Here is a 12,808-nt window from a genome sequence, read left to right on the forward strand (position 1 = left end):
CCGTCACGCACCGTGACGCGGCCCCGGCCGCGCGGCACGCGCCGGGCGGACCCGTCGTCACCGTCCGTGTGAGATACCGAGCGTATCGGCTGGAAGGCACGCTCCAACAATCCGGAAAGCCGGAGTCCGGCCCCGCGACGGGACCGGACCCTGATGGCGGACGCCTGTGAGGCGTCGTGACCCGGCGTGGAACAGCGGCGACGCCCGCTTACCCGTATTCCGGGTCATTACGCGGCTGACGCATGGATTCCCGCCCGGCGGCGTTCCCCGAACGGACGGGCTCACTTTCGGCGCTGCTCCCGCGCCGTGGCGTAGAGGCACACGGCGGCCGCCGTGGCGAGGTTGAGGCTCTCGGCGCCACCGTAGATCGGCACGCGCACCGCGCCGTCGGTCAGCTCGACCGTCTCCTGCGGCAGTCCCCATGCCTCGTTGCCGAAGACCCAGGCCACGTTGTCGGCCAGCGCGCCGGAGTCGCTCACCTCGTCGAGGTCGCGTTCCCCCGCGCCATCGGCCGCCAGGACACGGGCCCCTCCGGCCCTGAGGTGGTCGACGACCTCGGCGACGCGCGGACCCACGACGACCGGAAGGTGGAAGAGGCTTCCGGCCGACGCCCGGACGCACTTGCCGTTGTACGGGTCGACGGAGGCGTCGGTGAAGATCACGACGTCGGCGCCTGCCGCGTCCGCGGTCCGCAGCACCGTCCCGGCGTTACCCGGATCGCGCACGTGCGACAGGACCACGGCCAGCCGCGCCCCACTGACCTCGGCGAGCGGCACGTCGACGAAGGAGCAGACCGCGAGCAGCCCTTGGGGGGAGACCGTCTGGGCGAGCTCCCCCATGACCTCCAGGGTGACCCTGTGGGTCGCCACGCCCGCCGTGTGGGCGGCGGCGACCAGGTCGGCGTGGCGCACGGTCGCCTCGGCCGTCACATACAGCTCGTGCACCGTGTCCGGACGGGCCAGCGCCTCCCGGACGGCCTGCGGCCCCTCCGCGAGGAAACGCCGTTCACGCTGCCGGAACGCGCGTTTGGCGAGCCGACGAGCCCCTTTGATCCGGGGAGAACGGATGCTCGTGAACTCGTGGCCCGCCATCGCGCCGTATCCGGTCAGGCCGCGGCCGGGGCCGGGATGGCCTTCTTGGCGGTCTCGACGAGCGCCGCGAAGGCGGCGGCGTCGTTCACCGCGAGCTCGGCCAGCATGCGGCGGTCGACCTCGATGCCGGCGGCCTTGAGGCCCTGCATGAAGCGGTTGTAGGTGAGGCCGTTGGCGCGGGAGGCCGCGTTGATGCGCTGGATCCACAGCCGCCGGAACTGGCCCTTACGGTCCTTGCGGTCCCGGTAGGCGTAGGTCATCGAGTGGAGCATCTGCTCCTTGGCCTTGCGGTACAGGCGCGACCGCTGGCCGCGGTAACCGCTGGCGCGCTCGAGGACGACCCGGCGCTTCTTCTTGGCGTTGAGAGCGCGCTTGACGCGTGCCACTGTGACTCCTCGTGGATATCCGGTGCGCGATCACCGCGCTACCGGTCGGCCCCGCCGGTCGAAAGGACCGGTCGGCCTGGTTGAACGGACTTGCTCGCCGGGCGGTGCGGCCGGCGACCCGCGATGCGGGTGGGCGGCGCGGGCGTTCGTTCGGCCCGTGCGACACCCGGGGAAAGCGGCGTCAGAGCTAGCCGAGCAGCTTCTTGATCTTCCTGGTGTCGGCCGGAGCCAGCTGGACCTCCGGGCTGAGCCGGCGGGTGCGCTTGGTGGGCTTGTGCTCCAGGAGGTGGTTCTTGTTGGCACGGCGGCGCATGATCTTGCCGGAGCCGGTCACGCGGAAACGCTTGCTGGCCCCACTGTGCGATTTGTTCTTCGGCATTGTCGCCGTCGTCTCCTTCAGCTACTCACTCGGCGTGCCACCGAGGACTGGTGGCACGGGTACTTGGACGCTCTGCGCTACACGGAGCCGGCCAGTGCGGAATTCGGGAACGTCCACCCGGCCGTGTCTCATGGTGCGGCGAGGCGGCCCGTGGGGCCGGGTCACTCGCATGCCCTCCCCCACATGGCCCCCTCGCCGTCGTCGGGTGGGGCCCGCGGCGGGCGCCATCACCACCGGGAGAGCCCGGCGGGGGTTACTCCCCCTGGTCGGTGCGCGCGGCCGGCCGCTGCCCGCGGGTCCTGCCTTCGGCGGCGGCGCGCGCCTCGGCCTTGTGCTCGGCGCGCCGCTTGTGCGGGCCGATCACCATGACCATGTTGCGGCCGTCCTGCTTGGGCTGGGACTCGACCTGACCCAGTTCCTGAACGTCCTCGGCCAGCCGGCTCAGCAGTCGGCGGCCCAGCTCCGGCCGGGACTGCTCCCGACCACGGAACATGATCGTCACCTTGACCTTGTCGCCGCCCTTGAGGAACCGGACCACGTGACCCTTCTTGGTCTCGTAGTCGTGCGGGTCGATCTTCGGGCGGAGCTTGATCTCCTTGATGATCGTGTTCGTCTGGTTCTTACGCGACTCGCGCGCCTTGACCGCGGACTCGTACTTGAACTTTCCGTAGTCCATCAGCTTCGCGACCGGCGGCCGGGCGGTCGGGGCGACCTCGACCAGGTCGAGGTCGGCCTCCTGGGCGAGGCGGAGGGCGTCGCCGACGGGGACGATGCCGACCTGCTCACCGTTCGGTCCGACCAGGCGGACCTCGGGAACCCGGATTCGGTCGTTGATGCGGGGCTGCTCAGCGCTGATGGGACCCCTCCCTCATCTTTCGTCGAGTGCTTTCGGATGTTGGGGGGTCGCCCAGGCCCGTGAGCCAATGCAAAAACCCCGCCAGCGGCTGCAAGCGGGGTGATCCACCGGGTGACACGAGGAGCCTTCGAGCCCGTGCGGGCCGTTGACCCTCGCGCCACGCTACGAAGGACGCGGGATCGCGCCCAGGGCGCGAGACGATCTCCGTATCGTGTACCGGAACCCACGCGGGCAAGGCCCCCGAAGGTGGGAGGATCGGCCTCCGCTTACATGTCCGGACGCCCACGGGCGCCGGATCAGGTCAGGAACTCACTCTACCAGGAAAACACCCCCTGGCGACCCACGGAACGGGCGGACCTCCCACAGCAGTGTCAACCACACCGAAAGAGGCGCTATTCCCCGCGTTCATCGGCTTTCCGGCGACGGTGGAGCTCGGACTCCCCCGCCTCGCGCATCGCGGCGACGGGGACTGGCGAACAACCGGTCATCAGCTCCACCTGCGCCACGGCCTGGTGCAGCAGCATGGGGAAACCGCCCACCACCGTGCGCCCCGCCGCGGAGGCGGCGCGCGCCAGCCCGGTCGGCCAGGAGGCGTAGACGACGTCGAACACGGAGGCCCGGCTCGCGGCGATCTCGCCGGCGAAGTCGTCCGCGGCACCCTCGGGCAGGGTGGAGACCACGAGGTCGACGTCGAGATGTGCGGCCAGCCCGCCCAGCGGGGCGATGGCGATCCGGGCTCCCATCCGTTCGGCCGCCTCGGAGATCCCGGCCGTGCGGCCCAGGTAACGGGCCAGGACGGTCACCGCGCCGGGCTCCGTGGCCCCGAGCCGACGCACCGCGGCCAGCGCCGAGGCCGCGGTCGCGCCGGCGCCCAGGATCGTGGCGGTGCGCACGCGCGTCACCCCCGCCTCGCGCAGGGCTTCGACGATCCCGGTGACATCGGTGTTGGCGGCGTGACGCCGCCCGTCCCTGAAGACGATGGTGTTGGCCCCGCCGACCTGCGCGGCGGTCTCCTCGACCTCGTCGGCCAGCGCCAGCGCGACACGTTTGAGGGGCATGGTCAGCGACAGCCCCGCCCAGGAGTCGTCACAGCCCTCGAGGAAGGCGGCGAGCCCGTCCTCCGCGCACTCGTAACGGTCATAGGTCCACTCCCCCGCCAGACCCAGCTCCGCGTAGGCGGCCCGGTGCAGCACCGGGGAGAGCGAATGGGCGATGGGGGAACCGAGCACGGCGGCACGCTTCACCGTTCCTCCTGCGATCCTGCCTGGGGCGGGCGCGCCCGCCTGGGTGCGCGCCCGCCGATTCTCTCTAGTTCTGCTGGCTCTGCTGGAACTTGTCCACCAGTTCCAGGAACTCCGCCTCGGTCTCGGCGAACTCGGTGATCCCGTTCTCCGGATCGGTGGCGACGAAGAAGAGCCACTCGCCCTCGGCCGGATCCAGGGCCGCGTTGATCGCGTCGGCGCCGGGACTGACGATCGGACCGATCGGCAGACCGCTGCGGTAGTAGGTGGCGTACTCGCTGCCGCTGTCCCGGCACGCCTGGAGCTGGGCGTTGTTGAGCGCGATGCCGTACTCGCCGATCGCGTAGAAGCAGGTGCTGTCCATCCCCAGCTCCATGTCGATCTCCAGGCGGTTGTAGATGACCCGGGAGATCTTGGGCATGTCCTCCACCCCTCCCGACTCGGCCTGGATGATGGCGGCCATCGCCATGATCTCGTTGGGGGTGTAACCGGTCTCCTGCGCCCTCGCCTCCAGGTCGAGCTCCTCGGCCATCTGCTTGTAGCGGTCGACCATCTGCTTGAGGATGTCGACGGCCTCGGCATTCGGCTCGAACATGTAGGTGTCGGGGAAGAGGTACCCCTCGGGCCCCGCCGTGGCGTACTCGGGCAGTCCCAACGCCTCGGTGTCGTTGTAGGCGGCCTCCAGCTCCTCCAGCGGGATCTCGGTGTTCGCCGAGATCTCCTCCAGGATGCTGCTGGAGCGCAGTCCCTCGCGGATGGTGACCTGGACGCCGACACGCGAGGCCGGGTCCGACAGCAGCTCCACCGCGGCGTCCGCGCTCATCTGCGAGCGCAACCGGTAGGTGCCGGGGGTGATGCCGGCCTCGTCGGTGATCGCGTTGGTGAAGGCCCGCACGCTCGCGACGACACCGGCCTCCTGGAGGGCGGCGCCGACATCGGCCCCGGTGTCGCCGGCCTCGATGACGACCTCGACCTCCCCGGTGCCCTCTCCGTCGTAGTCGGGCGGGAACAGGTAGGGGCGCAGCACGACGGCCCCGCCGACACCTCCGCCCAGGATCACCACCGCGGCCGTGACGACCAGCCACTTCGCCGGCCGGCGCCGGCCGGCCCGGCGACGGGGGGCGCGCCGGGAACCGCCGCGGCGTTCCCCCGTCCCCTCCGCGTCATCGTCCCCGCGCGCGCGGGAGCGCGCCCTACGGGGAGCCGGAGCCTCCTCGTCCTCGTCGGGGTCGGCGTCGCGGCCCCGGGAACGCGACCTCCGCCGCGCGCCGCCCTCGTCCTCCTCGTCATCATGACCACGCGAACGCCGGCCCCGCCGCCCGGAACCGACCTCCTCATCATCGAGATCGGCCTCACGGGACCGGGAACGCGACCTCCGCCGCGCGCCGCCCTCGTCCTCCTCGTCGTCACGACCACGCGAACGCCGGCCCCGCCGCCCGGAACCGACCTCCTCATCATCGAGATCGGCCTCACGAGACCGGGAGCGCCGGCTTCGACGTTCCACGGGCTCGTCGGGGTCCTCGGCGGGCAGCTCGAAGGCGCCGATCACCGACGTCATGTCATCGGACCGTTCGGCCCGGCCGCGTCTCGGGGCCGCGGAACGGGAGTCCTCCTCGCCCGGGGCGTCGAACTCGTCGTCTCCCGGTTCGTCCCTCCCCCTGCGAGCGCGCCGGCGCCGTGGGGGAAGGTCACCGCCCCGTCCGTCGCCCTCGCCGCGGCGGTGGCCCCCTGACGGGGCGCCGTGTCCACCGTGGGAATCGGCCGTGTCCGCGAGCGGATCGTCCTCGATCCGCCGGGCGCGCCGGGGAGCCACGAGGTCACGCTCCTCCCGGCCGGCGCCGTCCCGGGAAGGAGGGGGGTCGTCCGTTCCCCCGCGTCGACGGCGCCCCGCGGAACGCTCCCCGATATCCAGGCCGGAGGCGGGCGTCCCGGGCGGCGCCGGGGGCGGGACCCGCGGCACCTCGGAGGCGAGATCGCCGTCCAGGGCCGGATCCGGTCGGTGCCGCCGGCCACGGGGGCGGCTGGCCGGATCGAATCCGGCCTCGGGTTCCACGGGGCCGGGGGCGGCCCTGCGGCCCCGTCTCTCCGCCACGGGGCCGGACGTTCCCGCGCCCGGGTCGGGCCATCCGGCGGCCCTGGCCCCTTGATGGGCCTGGACCGGTGCGCGTTCCCACGGGTCGGTCAGAGGATCGGGCTCCCGATATCCGCGCTCCTCCGGGGAGCCATACGGGTCACGGCCCGCACGCCGCGAGCGCCGTGATCCGTCCTCGTAGCCATCGTTGTCGTTCACGCCGTCTCCCCGACCAATTCTCCTGGAGGGCGTCCGGTCTGACGCTCGGTGTCGAGCGCGCTCTGTAGTAGCACCGTCGCGGCGGCCTGGTCGATGACGCCACGGCGAGCCCGGCCGCCGTGTGCGCCACGCTTGCCGAACGACGCGCCCGACCGCAGCTGCGTCTGGGCGGTCACGGTCGTCAGGCGTTCGTCGACCAGCCGGACCGGGACGGGCGCGAGCTTGCGCGCCAACGCGGCGGCGAAGGCCCGCGCGTTACGCGCCGCGGGCCCCTCCTCGCCCGAGAGCGAGGCCGGATAGCCGACGATCACCTCGCGGGCCTCGTGCTCCAGCACGAGCCCGGCGAGGCGGTCGAGATCGCCTCTACCCCGCCGGACGGTTTCCACCGGGGTGGCCAGCGTTCCGCTGGGGTCGCTGCGCGCGACCCCGATCCGGGCGTCACCCGGATCGACTGCGAGTCGTACTCCGTGTCTCAACGAGCGGGCTCCCCCGCGCAGCGGGCAGGAACGGGTGGACCGGCCGCCGATACGACCGGCACGTGATCTGGGTGGGTCACCGAGCCTCCGCGACTCGCTCTTCCACGGCGCGCAGCGCCGCGTCCACCGCTGCGGCGTCGGTGCCGCCGCCCTGGGCGACGTCCGGCTTGCCGCCGCCGCCACCGCCCAGCACCCGGGCGGCATGGCCGACGAGTTCGCCGGCCTTCAGCCCGGCGGCCTGTCCCGCCTTGTTGACGGCGATGACGACGACCGGACGGTCCTTGGGGACACCGGTGACCGCGACGACGACCGGGCGGTCCTCGCCGAGCCTGCCGCGCACGTCCAGCGCGAGCTTGCGCAGGTCGTCCGCTTCGACTCCCTCGGTGGCGCGGTGCGTGACCAGCAGGGCGGTCCCGCACTCGCGCGCGCCGGCCGCCAGCCCAGCGGCGGCCTGGAGGACCTGCGCGGCGCGCAGCCGCTCGATCTCCTTCTCCGCCGCGCGCAGCCGGGACACCATGGCGTCGATGCGCTCGGGCAGTTGCTCGCGTGGGGTCTTGAGCTGCTCGGAGAGCTGTCCGACGAGCAGGGACTCCTTGGACAGCCGCCGGAAGGCGTCGATCCCCACCGCGGCCTCGACCCGGCGCACCCCGGAACCGACGGAGGACTCGCCGAGCAGCTTGACGATGCCGAGCTGGCCGGTGGCACCGACGTGGGTGCCGCCGCACAGCTCGCGCGAGTAGTCGCTCATCTCGACGACGCGGACCCGGTCGCCGTACTTCTCACCGAACATCGCCAGGGCGCCCATGGCCAACGCCTCGTCCAGGGTGGTCTCGAAGTCGCGGACCTGGATGTCGCCGGCGAGGACGGTGTTGACCTCCTCCTCGACCTCGGCGAGCTCGGCGTCGCCCAGGGCCCGGTTCGCGGTGAAGTCGAACCGCAGACGTCCGGGCTGGTTCTCCGAACCCGCCTGCCCCGCGGAGGGGCCCAGCGCGTTGCGCAGCGCCGAGTGGATCAGGTGCGTGGCCGAGTGGGAGCGCGAGACCGAGGCGCGGCGGTCGCCGTCGATGGCGGCGTGCACCTGGTCGTCGACGACGATCTCGCCGGAACGGACGGTACCGCGGTGGACGAACAGGCCGGCGAGCGGCTTTTGGACGTCGTCGACCTGCATGATCCCGCGCCCGTCGGCGGTGATGGTGCCCTTGTCGGCGAGCTGGCCACCGCTCTCGGCGTAGAAGGGGGTGCGGTCCAGCACCAGCTCGACGTCGTCACCGGCGCGCGCGACCGTGACCGGCTCGCCGTTGACGACGAGCCCGAGCACCCGGGCCTCGCTCTCCTGGTCGGTGTAGCCGAGGAAGGCGGTCGCGCCGGAGGTCTCCAGGAGCCGCGCGTAGGTGCTGATGTCGGCGTTGCCGAGCTTCTTGAGCCGCGCGTCGCGCTTACCGGTCTCCCGCTGGCGGTTCATCAGGTCGCGGAAGGTGTTCTCGTCGACGCTGAGGCCCTGCTCGGCCGCCATCTCCAGGGTCAGGTCGATGGGGAAGCCGTAGGTGTCGTGCAGCCGGAAGGCGTCGTCACCGGACAGGACGGTCCCCCCGCCGGCCTTCGTCCGCTGGGCCGCCCGGTTGAACAAGGTGGTCCCCGAACGCAGCGTGTCGGCGAAGTTCTTCTCCTCGGCGTCGATCACGTTGTGGATCATGTCGGCGCTGGAGGCCAGCTCGGGGTACAACCCCCCCATCGCCTGGATGGCGGTGTCGGTGAGGTCGTGCATGAAGAACACGTCGTCGCCGGAGAGCAGACGCAGGTTGCGGATGGAGCGGCGCAGGATGCGGCGCAGCACGTAGCCGCGCTTCTCGTTACCGGGCTTGACCCCGTCGGAGACGAGCATGGTGGCGGTGCGCACGTGGTCGGCGATGACGCGCAGGCTGACGTCGGAACGCTCGTGGTCACCGTACTTGACCCCGGTGAGCGTGGCGGCGCGGTCGAGGATGCGGCCGAGCGTGTCGGTCTCGTAGATGTTGTCGACCCCCTGGAGCAACGCGGCCATCCGCTCCAGGCCCATACCGGTGTCGATGTTCTTGCTGGGCAGCTCGCCCAGGATCGGGAAGTCGTCCTTGCCGCTGCCCGGGCCGCGCTCGAACTGCATGAACACGAGGTTCCACACCTCGAGGTAGCGGTTCTCGTCGGCGATCGGGCCGCCGTCGCGGCCGTACTCGGGTCCGCGGTCGTAGTAGATCTCCGAGCAGGGCCCGCACGGACCGGGCACGCCCATGGACCAGAAGTTGTCGGCCATGCCACGACGCTGGATGCGCTCGGCGGGGACGCCCACGCGCTCGCGCCACAGGGTCTCGGCCTCGTCGTCGTCGTGGAAGACGGTGACCCACAGCTTCTCGGCGTCGAAGCCGAAACCGCCTTCGCCGACGGGACGGGTGAGCAGCTCCCAGGCGAAGGGGATCGCCTGTTCCTTGAAGTAGTCACCGAAGGAGAAGTTGCCCAGCATCTGGAAGAAGGATGCGTGGCGCGAGGTCTTGCCCACTTCGTCGATGTCGATCGTCCGCACGCATTTCTGGGCGCTGGTGGCACGGTCGTAGGGAGGCGTGCGCTGGCCGAGGAAATACGGCTTGAACGGGACCATGCCGGCGTTGACCAGCAGCAGCGTGGGGTCCTCGGCGATCAGGCTGGCAGAGGGAACCACGGTGTGCCCGTTGTTCTCGAAGAAAGTGAGGAAGCGGCGAGCGATTTCTGCCGTCTCCATCAGTGGCCGTCCTTCATGTCGTGGGCTTGTTTCGGGTGGCCGCGACGGACCTCGACGGGTTCCAGCGCGCGGCTCGCGTCGGCGGGAGAGTAACGACGACGCAGTTCGGCCTCGTGTCGTTCCATGGCGTCCTGGACGTCCTCGTTGAACTCGCGGAGGGCGGCGCGATAATCGGCGACGTGGCCCTCGACGCGGTCGGCGATACCGCCCGGGCTCCACGCACGAACGGTGCGGTTGAGCTTGTGCACAAGATACCCGCCGACGGCCGCGCCCGCGAAGAAACAGAAGGTCCTGCCGATCACGCGCCCTCCCTCCGACGTCGGGTGCGGATGACGGCGAGCGCCCGGCGCTGGCCGAGCACACGGCGAACCCCATAGGAGAAGGAGGCGATCTTCACCAGCGGGCCGGTGACGACCGACCGGGTGAGAGCGGTCATGCTCGACACGTCCTCGGTCGTGGTGGCCACGTTCGCGGTGATCTCTTCCACCCGTTCCAGGGACACATTAGTCCGTTCGACGGTCGCGGCGACGTCGTCGAGCAACGGGGCCGTACGCTTGCCGAACTCCGAGACGACCTTCGTGGCCTCGGTCAGCAGCCGTGTGAGCCTGACGAGCGCAACGCACAGGAACGCGACCAGCACCGCCCAGACCACCACGGCGATCAGGGCGGCCAGTTCTCCTCCGGTCAGCATGCGGACTCCGCAATGATTGGGGACGTTCGCGAACGAACGGGTTGGACAGGCGTCTGGCGCCACCGGGACAGCGGTACGGGTCCCGCGGATCACGGGACCGGGCTCCTCAGCCGGCCCGGCCCTCGGTTCCACCGGGATCCGTCGAGGGCGCCGAAAAGATCCGAATAGGGGTGACCCTATCGCGTCCGGGGAAGAGGCCGCCCCATCCCCCACAGCGCGTCACGGGAGAACCCCGACCGTGATCGGGACAAGATCCCCCCGTCTCCCCCCTCGTCCCCTACCGTGACAAGGGACGGGAGCAGGCGACCGGGGCGCGCCCGACCGCACGGGTGAGCTGTGTCTCGGCGCGCCCGGGTCGCCGCCGCGGGAAAGCCCCATCGACAGTGGCTACGATTGCGCCGCGTATCTCCGCCCCCACGGATTTCACTGAGACAGGACCCCCCATGAGCCGACGTTCCCAGCGGACGATCTCCGTCCTGGTGCCTCCCAATCTCATTCCCCTCGCGCCCGAGGATCCCCGGACCATCGGCCCCTACACGGTGATCGGCCGCATCGGCTCGGGGCGCACCGGGACCGTCTACGCGGCGGTGAATCCGGCGGTGACCAGCGACGCGGTGCTCGCGGTCAAGACCCTGCACCCCTCGCACCTGACCGACGAGGCGACCCTCGTCGAGTTGGAGGGGCGCCTGCGGGCGTTGGCGGAGGTCGACGGGCGCTGCTACGTCCCGCCCGTCGCCTTCGACGCGCGCGCGACCCCGCCATGGCTGGCCATGCCCTACACGTCCGGTGTTCCGCTCGCCCAGTACGTGCGCAAACGCGGCCCCCTGGGCGAGGGCCGCCTCGTCGCGCTGGCGGCCGGACTGGCCGAAGGGCTCTCCGCACTGCACGGGGCGGGGCTCGCGCACGGCGACCTCAAACCCAGCAACATCCTGCTCGGCTCCTCGGGACCGCGCCTGTTGGACTGCGCCCTCCCCGGCGACGCGACAATGCTGCGTTCCTCGGCCGCCTGGCTGGCCCCCGAGCGTCACCTCGGGGATCCCCCCTCCCCTGCCGCCGACGTGTTCGGCTGGGGCTGTGTCGTGGTCTTCGCCGCGACCGGCCGCTCCCCGTTCGGCATGGGGCTGCCCGAGGAGGTCGTCCCCCGCATCGCCGAGGGCGCCCCCGACCTCGCCGGGGTCCCCGCGGTGCTGGAGCCGCTGTTGCGACGGACCCTGGAGGAGGACCCGCGGCGGCGCCCCTCGCTGCGCGAGATCATGGGCGCCACCATCGCGGTCTGGGAGGCCAGCACCGCCGCCCTGCACCCCGAGGTACCGGGGACGGCCGTCACCCAGCTCCTGACCCACGAGTGGCAGGGCATCCTCGAGCCGGCCGGCCTGCCGCGGGTCGTCCACCTGGACGGGGCGGCTCGCTCCGGTCGGGGGCGCGGCCTGCTGCTCGGCGGCGCCGCCGCGCTGGTGCTGGCCCTGGCCGGCGTGGGGACGTGGGCGGTGGTCTCGGCGACCTCCGACGCTCCCCAGGCCGCCCCGTCCGCGCGCCCCTCCCTCCCCTCCTCCCCCACGCCGGCCGAACCGGTCAGCGAGGGGCCCGACACCGCCGTGGTCCGTTTCGGGGCGGTCCCCCAGCCGTCCCCATTCGAGGGCCCCTGGGTCTACACCGAGGTGGAGCCCGTGGAGGACGCCGCGCCCTCCCCCTCCACCGACGACGGCCGGCCCCCGACGCCCCAGGAGTGGAGCGCCCGGTGGCGCGACGTCGACGAGGTGGCCGAGGCGCGCATCGCCCCCGACGCCGAGGTCCGATGCGCCCGGTTCTGCATGATCCCCGGACAGGTCAGCGTCGACGACGAGGGGCACGGCACCTACCCGGTGACCGGGCAGGACCTCATCGACTACCTGGGGTGGGGCGACGTCGTGATCGCCGAGGTGACCTTCGCGGACGAAGAGGGCGAGGACGGGCTTCCCGAGATCGTGGCGGTCACCGAACTGCTGCCGCCTTCGAGCGGCTGACCCTCCGTAGGCCCGTGTTGGCCGGAACGTGACAGCCCAGCGTCATCGGCGGACGGAGCGGCCGATAATGCGGGGATGCGGACCTCCTCCCGGTTTCTCCTGACCAGTCTGGGGCTCCTGGCCCTGGGCACGGCCTGCGCCGAGGCGTCCGGCTCCGGGGCGGCCGCCCCGGAGCCCTCCCCCTCGCCCTCCCCTTCCGCCCCCTCCCCCACCCCCCTGCCGGAACGTGGAACGGGCATGGTCTACCTGGTGTCGGGCGTGACACCCGAGGCGCCCCGCCCCGCGGGGGCCGGCGTGCTGCCCTACGCCCAGGCCACGAAGGTCTCCGAGCTGGACGAGCCCAAACCCGACGACGGCCGATGGGGCGTGTCGGAGCACACCCCCCTGCGCTGGGCCCGGGTGCTGCCCGACGCCGAGGTGCTCTGCGGGCTGCACTGCGCACCGGAGTGGGTGGAGGACCACCTGTTCGACGCGGACGGGCGGCCGACATGGCAGACCTCCGCGGAGGAGCTCGTCGACGCGGTCGAACGCAGCACCGCGCCGATACTCCTGGAGGTCGGCTACACCACGGGCGAGGACGGGACGCTGGAGATCAGCGAGGCCCGCGAGGTTCCCCAGCCCAACGCGCGCGACCCCCAGTGACCTT

General features: G+C 71.9%; 12 protein-coding genes. 2 read left to right on the forward strand and 10 right to left on the reverse strand.

The window, feature by feature from the left end:
- Nucleotides 1-281 precede the first annotated feature (281 nt).
- From ACYVHU_RS18400 to ACYVHU_RS18445, 10 genes are all read right to left on the reverse strand, one after another.
- Nucleotides 282-1,091 (reverse strand): TrmH family RNA methyltransferase, encoded by an 810-nt coding sequence (locus ACYVHU_RS18400; RefSeq protein ID WP_078762865.1) that lies wholly within the window; start codon nt 1,089-1,091, stop codon nt 282-284.
- 14 nt (nt 1,092-1,105) lie between these two features.
- Nucleotides 1,106-1,477: a 50S ribosomal protein L20 gene (gene rplT, locus ACYVHU_RS18405; RefSeq protein WP_078762866.1), complete on the reverse strand. Its 372-nt coding sequence runs from the start codon at nt 1,475-1,477 to the stop codon at nt 1,106-1,108.
- A gap of 187 nt (nt 1,478-1,664) precedes the next feature.
- Nucleotides 1,665-1,856 carry a 50S ribosomal protein L35 gene (gene rpmI / locus ACYVHU_RS18410; RefSeq protein WP_078762867.1) on the reverse strand — a complete coding sequence of 64 codons (192 nt, stop codon included), beginning with the start codon at nt 1,854-1,856 and terminating at the stop codon, nt 1,665-1,667.
- A gap of 253 nt (nt 1,857-2,109) precedes the next feature.
- Nucleotides 2,110-2,712, reverse strand: a complete 603-nt coding sequence (infC, locus tag ACYVHU_RS18415) for a translation initiation factor IF-3 (RefSeq protein ID WP_078762868.1) — start codon at nt 2,710-2,712, stop codon at nt 2,110-2,112.
- A 392-nt stretch (nt 2,713-3,104) separates the two neighbouring features.
- Nucleotides 3,105-3,956 (reverse strand): shikimate dehydrogenase, encoded by an 852-nt coding sequence (locus ACYVHU_RS18420; protein ID WP_078762869.1) that lies wholly within the window; start codon nt 3,954-3,956, stop codon nt 3,105-3,107.
- Between the two features lie 64 nt (nt 3,957-4,020).
- Complete coding sequence (gene mltG, locus ACYVHU_RS18425; protein ID WP_498949115.1) at nt 4,021-5,766, reverse strand: endolytic transglycosylase MltG; 1,746 nt, start codon at nt 5,764-5,766, stop codon at nt 4,021-4,023.
- A gap of 473 nt (nt 5,767-6,239) precedes the next feature.
- Nucleotides 6,240-6,719, reverse strand: a complete 480-nt coding sequence (gene ruvX / locus ACYVHU_RS18430; RefSeq protein WP_078762871.1) for a Holliday junction resolvase RuvX — start codon at nt 6,717-6,719, stop codon at nt 6,240-6,242.
- Between the two features lie 76 nt (nt 6,720-6,795).
- Nucleotides 6,796-9,468, reverse strand: a complete 2,673-nt coding sequence (alaS, locus tag ACYVHU_RS18435; protein WP_078762872.1) for an alanine--tRNA ligase — start codon at nt 9,466-9,468, stop codon at nt 6,796-6,798.
- Nucleotides 9,468-9,770 carry a hypothetical protein gene (locus ACYVHU_RS18440; protein ID WP_078762873.1) on the reverse strand — a complete coding sequence of 101 codons (303 nt, stop codon included), beginning with the start codon at nt 9,768-9,770 and terminating at the stop codon, nt 9,468-9,470. The genes alaS and ACYVHU_RS18440 overlap by 1 nt, the downstream gene beginning before the upstream one ends.
- Entirely contained in the window at nt 9,767-10,159 is a 393-nt protein-coding gene (locus tag ACYVHU_RS18445) for a DUF948 domain-containing protein (protein ID WP_078762874.1), read from the reverse strand. Before ACYVHU_RS18445 ends, ACYVHU_RS18440 begins: the two co-directional genes overlap by 4 nt.
- Nucleotides 10,160-10,602: 443 nt before the next feature.
- Between ACYVHU_RS18445 and ACYVHU_RS18450 the strand changes: the two genes are divergently transcribed.
- Together ACYVHU_RS18450 and ACYVHU_RS18455 are read left to right on the forward strand one after the other, a co-directional pair.
- Nucleotides 10,603-12,162, forward strand: coding sequence for a serine/threonine-protein kinase (locus tag ACYVHU_RS18450; RefSeq protein WP_078762875.1), 1,560 nt, complete (start codon nt 10,603-10,605; stop codon nt 12,160-12,162).
- Between the two features lie 75 nt (nt 12,163-12,237).
- Nucleotides 12,238-12,804, forward strand: a complete 567-nt coding sequence (locus tag ACYVHU_RS18455) for a hypothetical protein (protein ID WP_144390190.1) — start codon at nt 12,238-12,240, stop codon at nt 12,802-12,804.
- Nucleotides 12,805-12,808: the final 4 nt, after the last annotated feature.

The sequence above is a fragment of the Marinactinospora endophytica genome, assembly GCF_054780875.1.